This window comes from Mycolicibacterium frederiksbergense, from assembly GCF_012223425.1.
Taxonomy (GTDB): domain Bacteria; phylum Actinomycetota; class Actinomycetes; order Mycobacteriales; family Mycobacteriaceae; genus Mycobacterium; species Mycobacterium frederiksbergense.
The window spans coordinates 765,678-782,412 of the sequence record NZ_CP038799.1 but is presented as its reverse complement, the minus strand read 5'-3'; the positions used below and the strand labels follow the sequence as shown (position 1 = coordinate 782,412).

Sequence of the window (16,735 nt, the reverse complement as noted above, 5' to 3'; positions counted from 1 at the left end):
CGGTTTGTGGTGATTTGAGTTACGGCTGTCTCGGGGTGATTCGGGCATTACAGCAAGGGAAAGGTACCGATGACGTTAAAAATGAGTACTTCAGGCGGTTCAGATCAAACCGCTCGTAGTCTCGTCGATGTCGATCGCGGGGAGATCAGTCGCGAAATCTTCACCGATGCTTCGATTTTCAACCGTGAGTTGGAGTATTTGTTTCCGCGGAGCTGGTTGTTTGTGGGTCATGCCACGCAGGTGTCTGCGCCGGGCCAGTTCTTCTCGTCGAGGATGGGCTCGGATCCGGTGTTGTTGACCCGTGACGCTCAGGGTGGTGTGAATGTCTTGCTCAATTCGTGCCGACATCGGGGTATGGCGGTGTGTCGCTACGACGAGGGTCGCGCGCTCCAGTTCACCTGTCCCTATCATGGCTGGTCGTACTCGATGGACGGTTCGCTGGTGTCCACCCCGGGGGATTTGCACGGTGTGCCGCAGCAGGGCATGGCCTACGGCAACGGCCTTGACAAAGCGGCCTGGGGACTTGTCAGGGCTGCCAAGGTGCACAATTTCAAAGGCTTGATCTTCGCGTGCTGGGATCCCGCCGCCCCGGAGTTCGATGAGTACGTCGGCGACTTTCACTATTGGCTGGATAACCTGGCTGATGCTTTCGATGGTACGGAAGGTGGTACCGAGGTGTTCCGTGGGGTGCAGAAGTGGCGCATCAAATCAAATTGGAAATTCGTCTCAGAGAATTTCTTGGGCGATACCTATCACGGGGCGACGACCCATGCCTCGGTTGAACAGGTGGGCATCGGGCCGGGTGGCAGAAATTCACGGCGTCACGGTGAACGACAGGATCAGGGTGGTTTTTCGAAGGGCCGTGTGAAGACGTCGTTTCGGATGGGCCATGGCGCGTCGGACAATCTGGCGTATGAGATTCCCTATCCTGAGTTCGCCGAAGAACCGGCCTTGAGTGAGTACTTCTCCCAGGCGTGGGCGGTCCGCAAGGAGCGACTGCAGGCGCAGGGCAGACTGCTCGGCGGACGTGGCCCGGCGACGATGTTCCCCAATATGTCGTTTTCGGCCGGTTTTCCGCGGACGATTCTGGTCTCACATCCGATCAGCCCGACCGAAACCGAGGTGTGGCGGTGGTATCTCGTCGACAAGGGTGCACCCGATGATGTGCGTGACTGGTTGCGCCGCTATTACATGCGCTACTCGGGTCCTGGAGGGATGACGGAGCAAGACGATATGGAGAACTGGAATTACGCGACGCAGGCTAGCCAGGGCGTGATAGCCCGGCGGTATCCGTACAACTATCAGCAGGGTCTCGATATGGAAACTCCCAGTGCGCTCGACCAGGCTGTGCATTCTCACCAGCCCATCGCCGGTGAGGTGAATGCTCGCGCCTTTTACCGGCGATGGGCCGAGTTCGTGGACAACCTCTCGTGGCCTCAACTCATCGAACTTGCCAAATCCGACGAGAGAGCCGCACGGTCGTGAGTGCAACGGGCGGTGAAATTTCCACGAGGCAGGATGCGGTAGAGAAGTTGCTGCTTCAGGCCGAAATCGCCGATTTCCTCTATCGGGAAGCCGACCTGCTCGACGAACGACGTTACTCCGAATGGCTCGGTCTGCTCACCGACGACTACGAGTACTCCGTTCCACTGCGGGCGAACGTCGCCTACGACGACCTCGCGCAGCTGGAGCAGACTCAGGAAGGTCACGACATCTGCTGGTTCGACGAGAAAAAGGAGACCGTCGCTTTGCGGGTGGAGCAGCTGATGACTGGACTGCACTGGGCCGAAGAACCCGTCTCGCGAGTGTCACACCTGGTTACCAACGTGCGTATTGAAGGAGTAGACGGCGCGGAAGTCGATGTGAGTTGCCGGTTCCTGGTGTATCGAAACCGGGTCGCCGATGAGACTGATTTGCTGGTCGGCCGGCGCAAGGACCGGTTGCGCCGCGTCGCCGGTGACTGGCAACTGTGCCGTCGCCGGCTACTCCTCGACCAAACGGTCTTACTCGCTAAAAACCTGTCGATCATTCTATGAAGCCGGACCATGTCCTTGAACCCTTGACCTTCAGCACGGCAAAATATAGTCTTCTCTAAACATATTCGATGGGCCGCGACCGATGAGGGGGCAGCTGGATTGTCTACTTCGCTCCAACCGAAGCGGCGTGCCGATGACGTGACCGCCCTGCGTGTGATGACAGAGGAAATGCGCCCGCTTCTCGTCGGCGACGGGTACCAGATGTTCGATGTCCGCGCTCCGCAATCATCTGGCCCACCGCCGCACCAACATCCCTGGGATGAAAGCTATGTCGTGCTGGAGGGCGAACTGTGGGTAAGCCGCGGCGGCGAAGAAGCGACCCTGCAGGTGGGTGAGGCGATTCGAGTGCCGGCTGGCGTCGTGCACGCCTATCGCGTTCTCTCTGACGGCGCCCGGTGGATCACGACTTCGTCTTGCCCGGGCGGCGCGCTGGATTTCTTCTCAGACGTGGACGAAACGTCGAACGGCCCGGGTGACGTGAAGGCCCTCATTGAGGCGGCCAAGCGAAACAGTGTCCGATTCGCCGATCCGGCGCTGGGATAGCCGTATGTTGAGCCACCATGCCGCAGATGCCGGCATTCGCCGACGGTGTCGGTAGTCGGTTTACGGCCTGACATTCGGTGGTCGGTGTCATGAGGCGGGTCGGCGTGATCGGCTTGGGCGGCATGGGTTCCGCGCTGGCGGCGTCACTTCTTGCGACGGACCATTACGTAGTCTGTTTCGACATTCGGCCCGACGTATTACGCCCAATTGTCGAGCTAGGCGCCGAGGCTGCTGCGGACGCGCGTGAGTTGGCCGGCGCATGTGATGTCGTTTTGACGTTCCTCCCGGGGCCGAGTCAGGTGCTGGAGGTGGCGCTCGGGTCGGAGCGAGGTGTCCTGGCCGGCCTTGCCGACGGGGCCGCCCTGCTGGATATGTCGACCTGTAATCCCGAGGTCGCAGCAATCATCGGTCAGGCCTACGACGCGGCTGGGAGGCGTTTTGTCGATTGCCCCGTCAGCCGAAAGGCGCCGAACATGACCGTTCTGGTCGGAGGCCCAAGCGGGGTGCTCGGCCCTGATGCCGATGTCCTCGCCGCCGTCTCGCGCACCTTGGTGTACTGCGGCCATCGAGGTGCGGGATATGCCACCAAGCTTCTCAACCAGCACATCAAGTACAGCTGGTACCTCGCTTCGGCGGAAGCCCTCTTAATCGCTGAGGCGATGGGATTGAATGCCGGCGACGTAGCCGACGCGATCGCGGAGTGCAGCGGGGGGGACTCGGGTCTCACCACGGCGGCGGCGTACTTCCGCCACGACACCGAGTCAGTTAGAAACCGCGCCCCCGCTAGCACCATTACGAAAGACTCCGCGCTCGCGGAACGAATGGCGACGAACGCCGGTATCCGCAGCAGGACGCTTGAGCCCGTCGTGGACTTCTTCCAAAGTGTTGCGGCCTCGGAGTTTCGCGACCGTGCCTACCCCGAAAGCACAGAACTTCTTCAACGAATCCGGTCGATGCCTCCGAAGTGAACCCCTACGTCTTGAGTGCGACCCCCGTCACGCTGTATAGCTAACTGAATTGTAAACGGGCCGAATATCGGTGAGCGGAAAGAAAGACCACCGACCATTTGCCGGTATGATCACCACCCGGTGGAGATGTCTGCCGAACCGCTGATCAACGTTGCAAGGGACTTCATGAGTACCGAGAAGTTGACGATGGCCGAACAGGTCGCGGCCAAGACCCGCGAAGCCGGACCCGATCACGACCCCTCTTCGTTGGCGGTCCCGCTTGCGCTCTACCGTGCTGTGACCGCCTTCGGTCGGGTCGCCGTCGATGAGTTGACGCCGGTAGACCTCTCGATGAGCCAGTTCAACGTTCTGACCGTCCTGAAGCGCGCCGACGGGCCGATGACGATGGGCGCACTGGCCGATTCTATTTCCGTACGCCAAGCCAGCCTGACGAGCGTGGTGGACACGCTGACCAAGGCAGGTTTTGTCACACGCAAGGTGAATCCCCGCGATCGGCGCTCGGTTGTGGTCGCGATATCGAAGAAGGGCGATCAGTTCATGACCGAGTTTCTGCCCGGTCATTACGACTTTCTGCAGAGACTCTTTGCCGGTATCAACCCGCGACACAGGCAGCAGCTGCTTGCACGACTGAACGAACTAATAGATTGCTTGGAGAACTACCCGAGCGGCCAGCGCACCTCCTGATCGGTCCCCGGGTATAGGACGGTCGACGCCGCTACGGTGCTGACGTCCACTCACCGGTCCTCGCATGGCATCCACGGCTCCAACTGAGGGGTCTATCGGGTGCACTCAGGTAGTGAGTACTCCCGAGAAGAACGTTCGCTCGTCGGCTAGGTTGCGTCCGACCTTGGTGAAACGTGGCAGTCCGCGTGGCGCTCAGGGTTTGTCGCGAGGTGCGAATGACATTGCGGCACAGAAGAATTATTGATACGACGCTGCACGACCGCAGCGAAGAACTGTGTCGATGTGATGGTCGACAGTTTGCGTCGGCAGCCGCACCGCTGCGCCCGCGTGACGTGGGCATCGTCTCCCCTTCGAGAGTCCCATTTACACAGAAGCCTAAATTTCTACCTTGCAGATATTCGGGAAGTATGATAAAAACTGGGTACTGTACTAGCTGAGGGGACGTCGAAGGTTGCTCAAAGACGCTTCAATTTGTGTGAGCTTGCTTGGAGCGGAAACACGCTTCGTAGATGTCGACGGCGTCCGAACCAGGACAATTCAGGCAGGGGAAGGTCCGGACCTCATTCTCATGCACGGGGGAGGCGGTCACGCCGAAGCCTTCGCCCGCAACGTGACGGCGCTGTCGCGTCATTTCCGAGTGCATGCGCTGGACCTGTTGGGTCACGGTCTCACCAGTGGTTGTGAGGTCGCCCCGAAGCGTAAGGACTATGTCAGTCACCTACTCGGATACATGGACCAGGAAGGCATCGACCGAGCCCACCTGGTGGGCGAGTCGTTAGGAGGTTGGATCGCGGCGTGGACTGCGTTGGAACATCCCGACCGTGTCGACCGATTGATCTACGTGTGCGGCGCGCGGTTGACGCTAGAGGTCGGCGCCGATGCCGAGGCTCGCACCGCTGCCGGGCGCGCAGAGCTTGCCCGGGTCACCCGGCAATTCCTGGCTGACCCGAGTCCGGCGAATGTGCGGGAGAGGATGGCCTGGCTTTTCCACCACCCTGACCGCGACCTGACCGATGAACTGGTGGCGCTGCGGTGGGCACTTTACCAGAGCGAAGAATCGCGGTCGGCACTGACGAACGCGACGGCGCCGCCCTCAGCGGCGACTGCTGAGGACAATCTCACGGCTGAGCGATTGACCAGCTTGACCAGGCCCACGCTCGTGCTGTGGACGAGTCACAATCCCTCGGCGACGGTGGAATTCGGACGGCGGGCAGCCGAGCTAATTCCCGGCGCTGAATTCGCATTGATGGAGGATTGTGGCCATTGGCCGCAGTGGGAACGGCCGGAAGAGTTCAACCAAATCCTCACCAATTATCTTCAAGGTGATCGCGAGTCCCGAGGGCAACGTTGATGGAGACAATCGGTTCCAAAACCGGCTCGGCGCTGCCGATAGACTCCTCGGCCTTCTACGACGAGGCGGTGTACCAGCGGGAACTCGACTCCATCTTCAAGCGGTCGTGGCTATTCGTCGGCCACGAGTCCATGATCCCCAAGCCCGGTGACTTCCGCACAACCTATATGGCCGACGACGCCGTGATCGTATGCCGGGACAAGGAATCTCGTGTTCGTGTGCTGCTGAACAAATGTCGGCACCGGGGCAATAAAGTCTGTCAGTTCGACAAGGGCAACGCGAACATCTTTCACTGCAGCTATCACGGCTGGAGTTACGACACTGCCGGACGGCTGCGCAGTGTTCCGCTAGCCGAGAGCGCCTACGGGCCGCAGTTCGATAAGGCCAGCATGGGCCTCGTCTCCCCCGGGTAGCTACCTACAAAGGACTTATCTTTGCTTGCTGGGATCAGTCGGCGCCGCCGCTGGAAGAATATCTGGGGGAGGGCCTGCTGTGGTACCTCGACAACTTTCTACTCGACTGTGACCCCAACGGCCTGCAGGTCGTTCCCGGCCTGCACCGCTACCTCATGCCCGTCAACTGGAAGTTGTTGGCCGAGAACTTCGGCGGCGACCAGTATCACTTCGCTGCCACTCACGGATCGGTTTCCGCACTGTCGAAAGCTGGGCAGACTGCCCGCATCAACTTTTCGATAGACGAGGGGCAGCACTACAGCGTGGTTCTCGACGGCTGCGCGCCCCATGGGTTGCTGCAACTGGCAGTCGGTAAGAATTTCTATCAGGACGATCTCGCCCAAGCCGAAACGCTGGGTACCGAAGCAGTCGACTGGCTAACCGAGCGGCAGCGCCTGCAAGACGAGCGGTTGGCGACATCCCCCGTGCAGCCCTACAGCTTTCACGTAGCCAATATCTTCCCAAACTTCAGCATGATTGGCATGGGCACGGCTTTTTACGGTCGGGGATTCATCATGTGGCAGCCTCGGGGACCGCGGTTGACCGAGGTTTGGGAGTGGTGTTTGGTGGAAAGCTCCGCGCCCCGTGCTGTCAAGGAACGCATGGTCTTCGTCTTGAGTCAGCGGCAATCGGCGGCCGGTCTCGTGACGCCCGATGATCACGAAAACTTCGAACGATTGTCTGACGCCCTTGACACCGGAGTCGCCCGGGATGTGCCGTTCAACTACTCACTCGGCGAGGACGTCGAACCAATGGAGTCGCTGGTTGCGGAGTTACCCGGCAATGTCAGGCCGCAGATCAGCGAAGCCTACCAGCGCGAGTTCTATCGGCACTGGCACCGAACTATGACGGAGCCGGCCTAGCCATGGAGACCAGCCAGTTGGACGTGGAACTGCGGCTGCGAATAAACGAATTCTATGCGCGGGAGACCATGCTTCTCGATGATGGGCGGCTGGACGAGTGGCTGGGCTTATTGGCGCCGGATGTCAGATACACGATGCCATTCCCAGAGTCCAGCACGCATCCGGTCGACGATGATGACGGCCTACCGCCGTTTCTGTTGTTCAACGACGACTACGAATCGCTGAAGCTGAGAATTGCCCGGCTGGCTACTGGGCTCGCCCCCGGGGAAACTCCACGCACGATCACTCAGCGCTTAGTCAGCGACATCCTGGTCACCGATGTATCCGATCAAGAGCTGAGCGTCCGATCCAGCGTCATGGTGTTTCTCGTACGCCACGAACGCCACGAGAGCTTCTTCATCGGCAAACGACAAGACGTTCTACGCCGAGACGAAGACTCGGGCCTGCTGCTGGCCGCCCGGGACATCACCCTGGCTCATAGCGTTCTTCCACGAGCGATTTCGATCTTCTTCTAATGCCCAGTCGTTCACTAGCTCTCAGATAGGTCGCACATGACAGATGTCGCGTCACGCGAGCTCGGCCTAGGATTTCTCGGAATCGGTCAGGCAGTCGCCCGAATCTTCCAGCAGTACCCAGACATGTCGACGCTGCCGTATCGGGTTGTGGCGGCAGCCGATACCCGATCACACTCGCTCGCCCGCTTCGCCACCGAGTTCTCCGGCCAGACCTACACGAACGCAGAGCAACTGTGTGCCGATCCAAGCGTGGACGTCGTCTACATCGCCACCCCTCCCGAGCTGCATCGGGAGCATGCGCTAATGGCCGCACGTCACGGAAAACACATGATCGTCGAAAAGCCGTTGGCCATGTCGATCGACGATTGCACTGCAATGGTCGAGGCGGCCCAGGCAGCGGGCGTGCAGCTGATGGCCGGCCACACACACAGCTTTGACGCGCCGGTGCGAGCGATGGCCGAACTTGTAGCCAGTGGCGAACTCGGCGAGTTGCTCATGGTCAACACCTGGAATTTCAACGACTTCAACCGGCGACCGTGGCCGACTTCGGAATTGCGCTCGACCAGCGGGCCAGTGCTCAACCAGGGGCCCCACCAGGTCGATATCGTGCGGCAAATAGTCGGCGGTTTGGCCAGAACAGTGCGTGCGTCGACAATATGGGACGACGTCCGGGAATGCGTCGGGGGATACACCTGTCATCTCGGATTCGAATCAGGAGCTTCCGCCACGCTCGTCTATGACGCGCGAGCTTTCTTCGACGTCGCGGAGTTGCACTCGTGGGTGGCAGAAGACGGCGGCCGCCGCAGCCCCCAAGCCAACCAGCGAGTAGCCAATAACTTCGCTGCGCTCAGTCAGAACCCTGACCACCTTGAAGTCGCATTGGAAGCTCAGAAGGAACAGGGCCGCTACGGTGCTGCGACGACGACCGAAGAGTCACAGGAGCTGTGGGGTTACTCCGCCCCCGGAGAGATCATCCACCACCCCTACTTCGGCCTGACCGTGGTGTCCTGCGAACGCGGCGCGATCAGGCAGTCGCCCGACGGGCTGGTGGTGTACGGGCAAAACGGATTGCAGGAAATACCGGTCGCGCGCACCATGCGGGGCAGGGCCGCAGAGTTGGCTGAACTACACCGGGCGATCACTGAGGACCGCCCTGTTCAGCACGACGGTCGCTGGGGGCGCGCGACGCTAGAAGTATGTTTCGCCATCCTGCAGTCGGCCTACGAAGATCGCGAAGTCGTTCTCTCCCACCAGGTATCGCTGTGACTTCAGATGAGGAGAAATCGTGGGTGAGATTGTAGCGGGTTACGCGTCGTCGCATGCCTTCACTTTCATCCCGCCTCCCAGGTGGGAAGGCTTCCGCATAAAGAACAGGCAAAGCTACACATTGCGACGTGGTAAGACCCCACCTCGCCTGAGGAAAGACGAAGAACCATTCGACGACGCTGCGGCGCGTTACGCGCACATCGAGAACGGGCTTCAAAGGCTGCGTGACAGCATCAGACAAGACCGACTGGATTGCCTGATCATCGTCGGTGATGACCAGAACGAAAACTTCGACGGTTCGGCACTGCCCCAGATAGCCATCCACACAGGAGATGGGTTCACAGTGTCTGACCGCTTCTTGCCAGAGGCGCGGTTTTGGAAAAGTTCGCCCGAGCTCAGTAAGGACTTGAGTGAGCACACCGTCGAGGCGGGGTTCGACGTCGCCACCGTTGTCGATTTCCGTGAGACCACCTTGCACTCACACGCCCATGGCGAGATTGTGGCCAATATCCTTGGAGACCACCAAATCCCAGTGGTGTTGGTATTCCTCAATGCCGTTCACGTGCCGTCGTTGTCGCCTAAACGGTGCTTCGCGCTCGGCCGCGCGATTGCCGACGCCGTGCGGTCACGCCGCCCTGCAGACGAGAGGATAGGTCTTTACGCGTCCGGTGGACTTTCACACTTCACTGCCGGCTATCCGTGGGCTGCCTACGATGGGCCGCGCGTTCACGGTTCAATCGACGACGAATTCGATCGCCGCACCCTGAAGTGCCTCGCTACCGGAAACGGCTACGAGCTGAGCAAACTGACCAGCGAAGACCTGCTCAACTCTGGCAACATCGAGCTGAGATCGTGGATATGTGCTGTCGGCGCAGTCGGCGGCAACACGCCATGGGCCAGCGTCTATGAGCCCATTCCCCGCGCCCTGATGGGAATGGCCGTCGCCTGGACGAACTGCGAAGTCACTGTTTAGCGCGTCGAAGGTGAGGCACGCGAAATTTGATTCTGCGGGTGTGGGTTATCCGCAGATCTACTCGACGTTTGCACTGAGAACCCCCACGGTCGACGGAAGACGTCGTCGGCTGTGACCCTGGGACGAGGGCATGTCTGCCCACCCTCTGGCCCAGTCAACCGGCAGAACCGTGGGCCGCCGAGACGCCGCTCGCGAAAGGGTATGTGTCCCAATGTCGTTGTTGCGCCGCCTGCGCGGACAATAGACCCACACCGAAACCAGAGTCTCTGTTTTACAGAGTAGATTTCTGTTATACAGTAAGGCTATTGGGTGTAGCGCCTAACTGCGTGGAAGTGATGGCTCGTGGTTAACGATGCCTTCTGCTTCGGGGCCTCAACAGCCCAAGCCCTATAGGAACGGTTAAGGAGGCGAACCGGATGGCCATCTGCGCTGCCAGCACCACCCATCGCAGTTTGGGTAAGGCATCCGCGGACTTCGCTGTCGTCGTCAAGGACGGCGTCGACACCGAAACCCCGAGTTGGCGATGAGCTCCACTCCTTCGGGTGCAGGGCTAGACACTGAACGACACGCCATCGCGCTGGCCTGTCGCGTCCTGGCGGCGCGCGACTTGGCGCCAGGCATCCTCGGCCACATCAGCCTGCGCGTCGACCGAGATCGACTGCTGATCCGATGTCGTGGTCCGCGCGAGCGAGGGCTCGCGTTCACCAGCGCAGAGGACATCCGGATGGTCACGTTGGACGGTACAGCGGGCGGCAAAGGAGAACTCGACGATGGTTACCAGCCGCCGAACGAGTTGCCACTGCACACCGAAGTGCTCCGCACCCGCCGCGATGTCAATGCTGTGGTTCATGCGCACCCCGAGGCGGTAGTCGCCGCCGATCTCGCCGGTCTGGCTGTCCGACCGATCGTCGGAGCGTTTGACATACCCGGTTTTCGGCTCGCCGCGGCTGGCGTGCCGGTCTATCGGCGAGGCGTATTGGTGCGCAATCGGCAACTAGCCCAGGAAATGGTTGCTGCTATGGCAGACCGGCCGGTGGTCGTTCTCCGTGCCCACGGCCTCACCAGTGCTGCGGACACCGTCGAGCGGGCCGTACTACAGGCCATCAGCGTCGACACGATCTCGCGTTTGTCGCTCCAGATCGCTTCTGCGGGTGGCACTCTGGCTGATTTGCCCGACGCTGATGCAGCAGAGCTGCCTGATCTCGGTAACGCTTTCAACGAGACCATCGCGTGGCGTCACGAGTTGGCGCGCCTCGAAACCCATGGTTTGTCGTGTCACCCATCGGAGAAAAGGTCCTCATAGGCACATCCGGGCACGCGCTCATGTCCATTGCCGCGGGTGGTCTGGGACGCGGCTTCCGATCCCATCGGACCATTGGCGTAGACATCCCCCGCACTCTCCTAGCCCGAGCATCGAGACCCGCGTGAATCGGAGCTTCGACAGCGCTGCGCGGATAGACCCCCCATTCAGCGGCGAGGACACTGGTGGGCAGATGCAGAGCAACAAGAGCATTGCGCATCACCGGAGGGACGATAGTTTTGAGTTGGTTGACCGGGCAAGTCGCCCTGGTGACCGGCGGGGCAGCCGGAATCGGTTTGGCCGTGGTCGAGCGTTTCTTGGCCGAGGGCGCATGCGTGGGCGTCCTGGATCGCTCGGAAGGCGACCTGGCTACCATCGGCAACGCCGACGGCAGGCTCATCGCGGTAACAGGTGACGTGACGTCGTATGCAGACAACGTCATGGCGGTGCGCGAAACGGTCGATGCGTTCGGAAAGCTCGACGTCTTCGTCGGCAACGCTGGGATCTTCGATTACTTTGCCCCTTTGGTGGGTTTCGACGGAGCCGACCTCAGCAGCGCCTTCGATGAGATCTTCGCGGTCAATGTAAAGGGCTACCTCCTTGGTGCCAGGGCCGCCGTTCCTGAACTCCTCAAAAGCGATGGCCCGAGCATGATCTTCACCGTCTCCAACTCTGGCTTCTATGCCTCCGGTGGCGGCCCGCTGTACACCGCTTCCAAGCACGCAGTCGTTGGCGTAGTGCGTGAACTGGCCTACGAGTTGGCGCCGAAGATCAGGGTGAATGGCGTCGCTCCAGGCGGCACGGTAACGGGCCTGCGTGGAATCGAGGACCTCGGCCAGGGTCAGGACGTGTTGTCATCGGTGCCCGGCATCGCCGACATTATGAGTACTACAAACCCATTGCAGTACGCGCAGCAGCCCGCCGATCACGCCGGCCTGTATCTGCTACTCGCGTCTGCAGACAACTCGCGAGCGGTGACCGGCGTCGTCATCAACAGCGACGGCGGCTTGGGCGTGCGGGGCCTCAACCAGCCGTCCGGAGGGCTGGAACTTGCCACCGGCGCGATGCGCATCGACGTCGGGTCAACATAGGAGGTTTTACACATGTTGGTGAAAGCGTTGGGTTATGTGGGTGTGGAGTCTCCGGATGCGAAGGAGTGGTTGGCGTTCGGTCCGGAGGTTTTGGGGATGGAGGCGGTTGAGGCGTCCAGTGGGTCGGTCCTGTTGCGGATCGACGACGCGGATCACCGGATCGCCGTTCATCACGGGGACCGCAACCGGATGCTGTATGCGGGCTGGGATGTGGGCAGCGAGGATGCGCTTGAGGCTGCCGGGGAGTTGCTGCACAAGCGGGGCATTGGGTTTGAGGTGGGAACCGAGGAGGACTGCGCAGCCCGCGGGGTGTTGGGCTTTTTGACGCTGTCGGATCCTTCGGGGTTGCGTCATGAGTTGTTTTACGGTCAGAAGGTGGTGCCGCGTTCCTTCCGGCCCGGTCGTGCGATATCGGGGTTCGTCACCGGTGCGCAGGGGTTGGGTCATGTGGTGCTGGCGACGCCGGACCTTGCGCAGGCCGACCGGTTTTTGCGGGGGGTGTTGGGGTTTAAGAAGAGCGATGAGATTTACACCTTCATGGATCTGTGGTTCTACCACTGCAACCCGCGCCATCACAGCATCGCGTTGACTCCGATGCCGGGTGTGCGGGGACTGCACCACGTGATGGTCGAGGTGCAAAGTTTTGATGACGTGGGGATGGCTTATGACCTGTGCATGTCGCGCAACATTCCGCTGAGCATGACGTTGGGGCGCCATGTCAACGATCGGATGGTGTCGTTTTACGTGCGCACACCGAGCGGGTTTGACATCGAGTACGGCTGGGATGCGGTGACCGTCGACGAGGAAACCTGGACAGTCGCTCAGTACGACCGGCCCAGTGTGTGGGGCCACCAGATGGTCGCCCAAACACCACCAGGCGCACTCGAAGCCGCAACAACATGAACGCCGCAATCACGAAAACATCTGTCCAAGAGAACATTACGCAGCCCAATCCAAGAAACGTAGGAGAAGTACATGTCTATTGTCGGGAAGAACGACATTCAGCAACTGGTAGCGGCGGGCCAAGAAGGCCTTGCTAAGGGCCGTCTGCCCGCCGGGCTGGTCGCCAACGCAGAACTCCACAAGCTCGAAGCTCAGCGAGTCTTCGGCCGGTGCTGGCAATTCCTGGCCCACGAGACGGAGATCCCCCAGGCAGGGGATTACGTGGTCCGATATCTGGGTGGCGGTTCGATCATCGTTGTCCGCGGCGAAGACGGCGAAGTGCGCGCCATGGCGAACTCGTGTCGGCACCGCGGAACAATGCTGTGCCGCACGGAGATGGGCAACACTTCGCACTTCCGCTGCCCCTATCACGGCTGGACCTACCGCAATACCGGAACTCTGGCGGGTGTACCCGCACAAAAAGAGGTCTATGGGGTCGAGATGGACAAGAACGAGTGGAGTCTTACCCAGGTTCCGCGCCTCGAGAACTACCGCGGAATGATATTCGGTTGCCTGGACGAGAAGGCAGAACCTCTCGTTGATTATTTGGGCGATATGGCGTGGTATCTGGACCTGATCACCCAGAAGTCCAAGGGTGGACTGGAGGTGCGGGGTGAGCCCCAGCGTTGGATCATCGACTCCAACTGGAAGCTCGGCGCGGACAACTTTGTCGGGGACGCCTACCACACGTTGATGACGCACCGATCGGCGGTCGAGCTCGGTCTGGCCCCGCCCGATCCGAAATTCGCATCGGAGCCGGCGCATATCGGTCTCTCCAACGGTCACGGCCTCGGCGTCCTCGGGGTGCCGCCCGGGCAACCGATGCCGCCCTTTATGAACTATCCACCCGAGATCGTCGATGGACTCGATCAGGACCGCGCAGACATGCTTCAGCGTTCGGCCTTCATTCACGGCACGGTCTTTCCCAACCTGTCGTTCCTCAACGTCCTCATCGGTAGGGACAACAAGTCAATGCCAGTGCCGATGTTGACATTTCGGCTGTGGCGTCCACTGTCACACGACACGATGGAAGTGTGGTCGTGGTTTCTCGTCGAGAAGGATGCCGACGAAGAGTTCAAACAGCAGTCGTATGAGACCTACGTACGAACGTTCGGCATCTCCGGTGTGTTCGAACAGGACGACGCCGAGACTTGGCGCTCCATCACTGCGGGAACGCAAGGCATTCTCGCAGGCAGCCAGACACTCAACTTCGAGATGGGCATGGGTGTGCTGACCAGCGACGACACGTGGAGGGGGCCCGGTCGTCCCCTGTCCAGCGGGTACGCGGAGCGTAACCAACGCGAATTCTGGGGTCGCCTGTTGGAGTTACTCACCGACTCAGGCGATGACGCCAGCGAAACCGAGCCCAAACCCCAACTACTCGCGCAATCTCGGACCAATGCAGACGAGGTCGCCTGATGAGGCATCAGGCACCTGCTTGTCTCACAACCACAATCAACCAAGTCATAAAGGATGGTGTGCCATGGTAGCGACGGTCGAGCAACAGCTTCTGCTCCGCTGCGAGATGGAGAACTTTCTGTTCGAAGAGGCGGAGCTGCTGAACGACGGCCGGTTTCACGACTGGCTAGAACTGTGCGCCGAAGATATCCACTACATCATCCCGGTGCGCGTGAGCAGAGAACGCGCCAACGGCGACGGAAATTCGACGACCATGACCCACTGGGATGACGACTACGCAGGCTTGCAGCTGCGGGTGCTACGTCTGGACACCGAATACGCATGGGCAGAAGATCCGCCCTCACGGATCCGACACCACGTGTCGAATGTGCGGGTACGCCCCGGCGCAGGGACGGACGAATACGATGTCCGCTCCAACCTTCTCGTGTTCCGCAACAGGGGGGACAGTCCGCAGCACGACCTCATCTCTGCGGAGCGCCACGATGTCATCCGCCGCAGTGAGATGGGCCTGCGGTTAGCGAGCCGACGGGTAGTGCTTGATCATGCCGTTGTCGGCACCCACAATCTGGCTAACTTCTTCTAACGGGGCGACGTTGAGCTTGCATTACTTAAAACCTAGAAAGGTACAGTCGTGACCGGCGACCACGGTGCGGCGACGACCATCGCGAACGAGTTCGCCGTCGTCACCGTCGACAAAATCTTTACCCGCAATGGAGAGCGGTTGGAGATTGCCAGCCCCCGCCTCGGCTTCCGAATTCAGCTCGACCCGTTGGAACTTGAGAGTCTGTCATGGCAGACCAAGGAAAGCCTTTCGCGGTTTCTCGAGGACCCGTACGGTCCTGGCCATTGACCTCGCGCACGTCAGTGAGCAGGGGATCGTTTCCTACTTGACGCCCTTTCCCCAATCGTGAAAGGACGTCTGTGATGACAACTGCAGGTGCTGCGCGGCGGCGTGCCTTGGTCCTCCGCTCGATCCATCGCGGTGGAGGGGTGCACTTAAGTGAGGAGTGGACAAGTGATCCATGCGGAAGTCGATCCACGTCGGTGCTGCGGCTACCAGCTGTGCGTGGACGTCGCGCCCAGTGTCTTCGCTATCAACGCGGCTGGGAAGGCGGAGATATTGGTGCGCGACATTCCCGCTGATCTAGAGGTCAACGCCCGCGCGGCAGCACACAAATGCCCGTCGGCAGCGATCACCGTACGTGCTTCCGGATCCGCGCAATGACACCGGAAACGTCTTCCTCGGGTAGGTTCACCCCCAAACGACCGTCCGCCGTTGTCGCAGGCGCTCACCCGGCACCGTCTGATCTCTTCCGTGGTGCGACCTTCCGCCTACTATGTCTCTGCTTCTCACGAGCACGAGGCGATCAAGAAGGCCGAGGGAGTACGCCAAGAAGTTTTCCGTCGCCACTATCGCCTCACACCAGAAGACCGCCGATAACTCCTCGACGTGATGGGATTGTCAGAGGTTGACCTATGAGAACGGCTGTCGTCTATCGGCGGCTCGCCAGAGACGTGAAGGACGACTTCGAGAAGGACAACTACAACCCGCCTGACGAGGCGCAATTTGAAATGTGCGTCTTCTCTGATGGCCGTGTCGCGCAGCGCTGGATGGTAGGCGCTGGGTCTTGCGTCTGGTGGGATGACCTAGACCATCTGTATAAGGTTCACATCTACGGGCACCCTGATTACGGAACAGCGGTTATCTGGTCCGACGGCGAGGTCGAGGAGCTGTGACAGCTCGTGCAGTTAAGAGACCGAATTGCCGGTCTGTGTCGGTGATGATCACCGAAACGGCCTGTTTCGTTCCTTTTTTCGCGAATATTGACTTACCTCCAACTCTTCCGCTTCGATGTGACACTAAGGCGATTGTGCGCCGTGCGGTGTCGGGTCGATATCTTTGCTATCGACTACCACAACGCTTGGTCATCACGAGCTTTGGCAGAGCGTTTAGCGCAACATCGCCAGATGGCCTAGTGTGGCGAAGTGTCTGAGAAGAAGCCATCATTTTTCCTTCCCTCCCAGCGATTTTGATCTCGCCCTCTATGTCTTCAGAGCGCGAGAAGGTTCCAAGCTTTCAAGGAATGGGATGGATGCCAGAAGTGCTCAACCCACTGGCCTGCACGAACGGAAGGCGCGACGAGAAGCAAAATCGTTGTGATTATTCAGTGCCCCACTGTGTAATACATTCCGCACTCAAGGTATGCAGACCCCTCAGGCCCGATTGGCTCCTCCATCTCCGCTGGCATGGATCTGTGAGCGCAGGCTATTGCACACGCAAGCTGGTATCGGATGTGTTCCCGCCAGAGGCGCGAATCCCCTCCGGACGGCA

Annotated in this window: 19 protein-coding genes; all 19 read left to right on the top strand. The window is 60.2% G+C overall.

Translation table 11 applies throughout. The features are described from left to right. Positions 1 to 69 precede the first annotated feature (69 nt). The 19 genes from EXE63_RS06715 (at position 70) to EXE63_RS06630 (ending at position 16,140) form a co-directional block, all read left to right on the top strand. Positions 70 to 1,485, top strand: a complete 1,416-nt coding sequence (locus tag EXE63_RS06715) for an aromatic ring-hydroxylating oxygenase subunit alpha (RefSeq protein ID WP_168141320.1) — start codon at positions 70 to 72, stop codon at positions 1,483 to 1,485. Then, the gene (locus EXE63_RS06710; RefSeq protein WP_011559080.1) at positions 1,482 to 2,036 is read left to right on the top strand and encodes a 3-phenylpropionate/cinnamic acid dioxygenase subunit beta; all 555 of its coding nucleotides are present in this window, start codon (positions 1,482 to 1,484) and stop codon (positions 2,034 to 2,036) included. Before EXE63_RS06715 ends, EXE63_RS06710 begins: the two co-directional genes overlap by 4 nt. Before the next feature lie 99 nt (positions 2,037 to 2,135). Next, positions 2,136 to 2,579, top strand: a complete 444-nt coding sequence (locus EXE63_RS06705; RefSeq protein WP_011559081.1) for a cupin domain-containing protein — start codon at positions 2,136 to 2,138, stop codon at positions 2,577 to 2,579. An 89-nt stretch (positions 2,580 to 2,668) separates the two neighbouring features. Continuing rightward, positions 2,669 to 3,547: an NAD(P)-dependent oxidoreductase gene (locus EXE63_RS06700; protein ID WP_168141319.1), complete on the top strand. Its 879-nt coding sequence runs from the start codon at positions 2,669 to 2,671 to the stop codon at positions 3,545 to 3,547. Between the two features lie 165 nt (positions 3,548 to 3,712). Next, on the top strand, positions 3,713 to 4,231 hold the full coding sequence (locus EXE63_RS06695) for a MarR family winged helix-turn-helix transcriptional regulator (protein ID WP_168145440.1): 519 nt from the start codon (positions 3,713 to 3,715) through the stop codon (positions 4,229 to 4,231). A gap of 451 nt (positions 4,232 to 4,682) precedes the next feature. After that, on the top strand, positions 4,683 to 5,582 hold the full coding sequence (locus EXE63_RS06690; protein ID WP_011559084.1) for an alpha/beta fold hydrolase: 900 nt from the start codon (positions 4,683 to 4,685) through the stop codon (positions 5,580 to 5,582). Continuing rightward, positions 5,582 to 5,995 carry an aromatic ring-hydroxylating oxygenase subunit alpha gene (locus EXE63_RS32835; RefSeq protein ID WP_234904394.1) on the top strand — a complete coding sequence of 138 codons (414 nt, stop codon included), beginning with the start codon at positions 5,582 to 5,584 and terminating at the stop codon, positions 5,993 to 5,995. The genes EXE63_RS06690 and EXE63_RS32835 overlap by 1 nt, the downstream gene beginning before the upstream one ends. A gap of 155 nt (positions 5,996 to 6,150) precedes the next feature. Continuing rightward, on the top strand, positions 6,151 to 6,897 hold the full coding sequence (locus EXE63_RS32830; protein ID WP_234904393.1) for an RHO alpha subunit C-terminal catalytic domain-containing protein: 747 nt from the start codon (positions 6,151 to 6,153) through the stop codon (positions 6,895 to 6,897). A gap of 2 nt (positions 6,898 to 6,899) precedes the next feature. Further along, positions 6,900 to 7,412: an aromatic-ring-hydroxylating dioxygenase subunit beta gene (locus EXE63_RS06680; RefSeq protein ID WP_011559086.1), complete on the top strand. Its 513-nt coding sequence runs from the start codon at positions 6,900 to 6,902 to the stop codon at positions 7,410 to 7,412. A gap of 36 nt (positions 7,413 to 7,448) precedes the next feature. After that, positions 7,449 to 8,678 carry a Gfo/Idh/MocA family protein gene (locus tag EXE63_RS06675; RefSeq protein ID WP_168141318.1) on the top strand — a complete coding sequence of 410 codons (1,230 nt, stop codon included), beginning with the start codon at positions 7,449 to 7,451 and terminating at the stop codon, positions 8,676 to 8,678. 19 nt (positions 8,679 to 8,697) lie between these two features. Next, positions 8,698 to 9,651 (top strand): DODA-type extradiol aromatic ring-opening family dioxygenase, encoded by a 954-nt coding sequence (locus tag EXE63_RS06670; RefSeq protein ID WP_168141317.1) that lies wholly within the window; start codon positions 8,698 to 8,700, stop codon positions 9,649 to 9,651. 523 nt (positions 9,652 to 10,174) lie between these two features. Continuing rightward, the gene (phtC, locus tag EXE63_RS06665) at positions 10,175 to 10,954 is read left to right on the top strand and encodes a 3,4-dihydroxyphthalate decarboxylase (protein ID WP_011559089.1); all 780 of its coding nucleotides are present in this window, start codon (positions 10,175 to 10,177) and stop codon (positions 10,952 to 10,954) included. Between the two features lie 236 nt (positions 10,955 to 11,190). Further along, positions 11,191 to 12,042, top strand: a complete 852-nt coding sequence (hcaB, locus tag EXE63_RS06660) for a 3-(cis-5,6-dihydroxycyclohexa-1,3-dien-1-yl)propanoate dehydrogenase (RefSeq protein ID WP_122963548.1) — start codon at positions 11,191 to 11,193, stop codon at positions 12,040 to 12,042. 12 nt (positions 12,043 to 12,054) lie between these two features. Continuing rightward, entirely contained in the window at positions 12,055 to 12,945 is an 891-nt protein-coding gene (locus EXE63_RS06655; RefSeq protein ID WP_168141316.1) for a VOC family protein, read from the top strand. A 72-nt stretch (positions 12,946 to 13,017) separates the two neighbouring features. Next, on the top strand, positions 13,018 to 14,403 hold the full coding sequence (locus tag EXE63_RS06650; RefSeq protein ID WP_168141315.1) for a Rieske 2Fe-2S domain-containing protein: 1,386 nt from the start codon (positions 13,018 to 13,020) through the stop codon (positions 14,401 to 14,403). A gap of 64 nt (positions 14,404 to 14,467) precedes the next feature. Continuing rightward, complete coding sequence (locus EXE63_RS06645) at positions 14,468 to 14,986, top strand: aromatic-ring-hydroxylating dioxygenase subunit beta (protein ID WP_036348144.1); 519 nt, start codon at positions 14,468 to 14,470, stop codon at positions 14,984 to 14,986. A 48-nt stretch (positions 14,987 to 15,034) separates the two neighbouring features. Further along, complete coding sequence (locus tag EXE63_RS06640; protein WP_011559095.1) at positions 15,035 to 15,253, top strand: hypothetical protein; 219 nt, start codon at positions 15,035 to 15,037, stop codon at positions 15,251 to 15,253. A 150-nt stretch (positions 15,254 to 15,403) separates the two neighbouring features. Then, complete coding sequence (locus EXE63_RS06635) at positions 15,404 to 15,628, top strand: ferredoxin (RefSeq protein WP_366515312.1); 225 nt, start codon at positions 15,404 to 15,406, stop codon at positions 15,626 to 15,628. A 251-nt stretch (positions 15,629 to 15,879) separates the two neighbouring features. Continuing rightward, positions 15,880 to 16,140 (top strand): hypothetical protein, encoded by a 261-nt coding sequence (locus tag EXE63_RS06630; protein WP_168141313.1) that lies wholly within the window; start codon positions 15,880 to 15,882, stop codon positions 16,138 to 16,140. Positions 16,141 to 16,735: the final 595 nt, after the last annotated feature.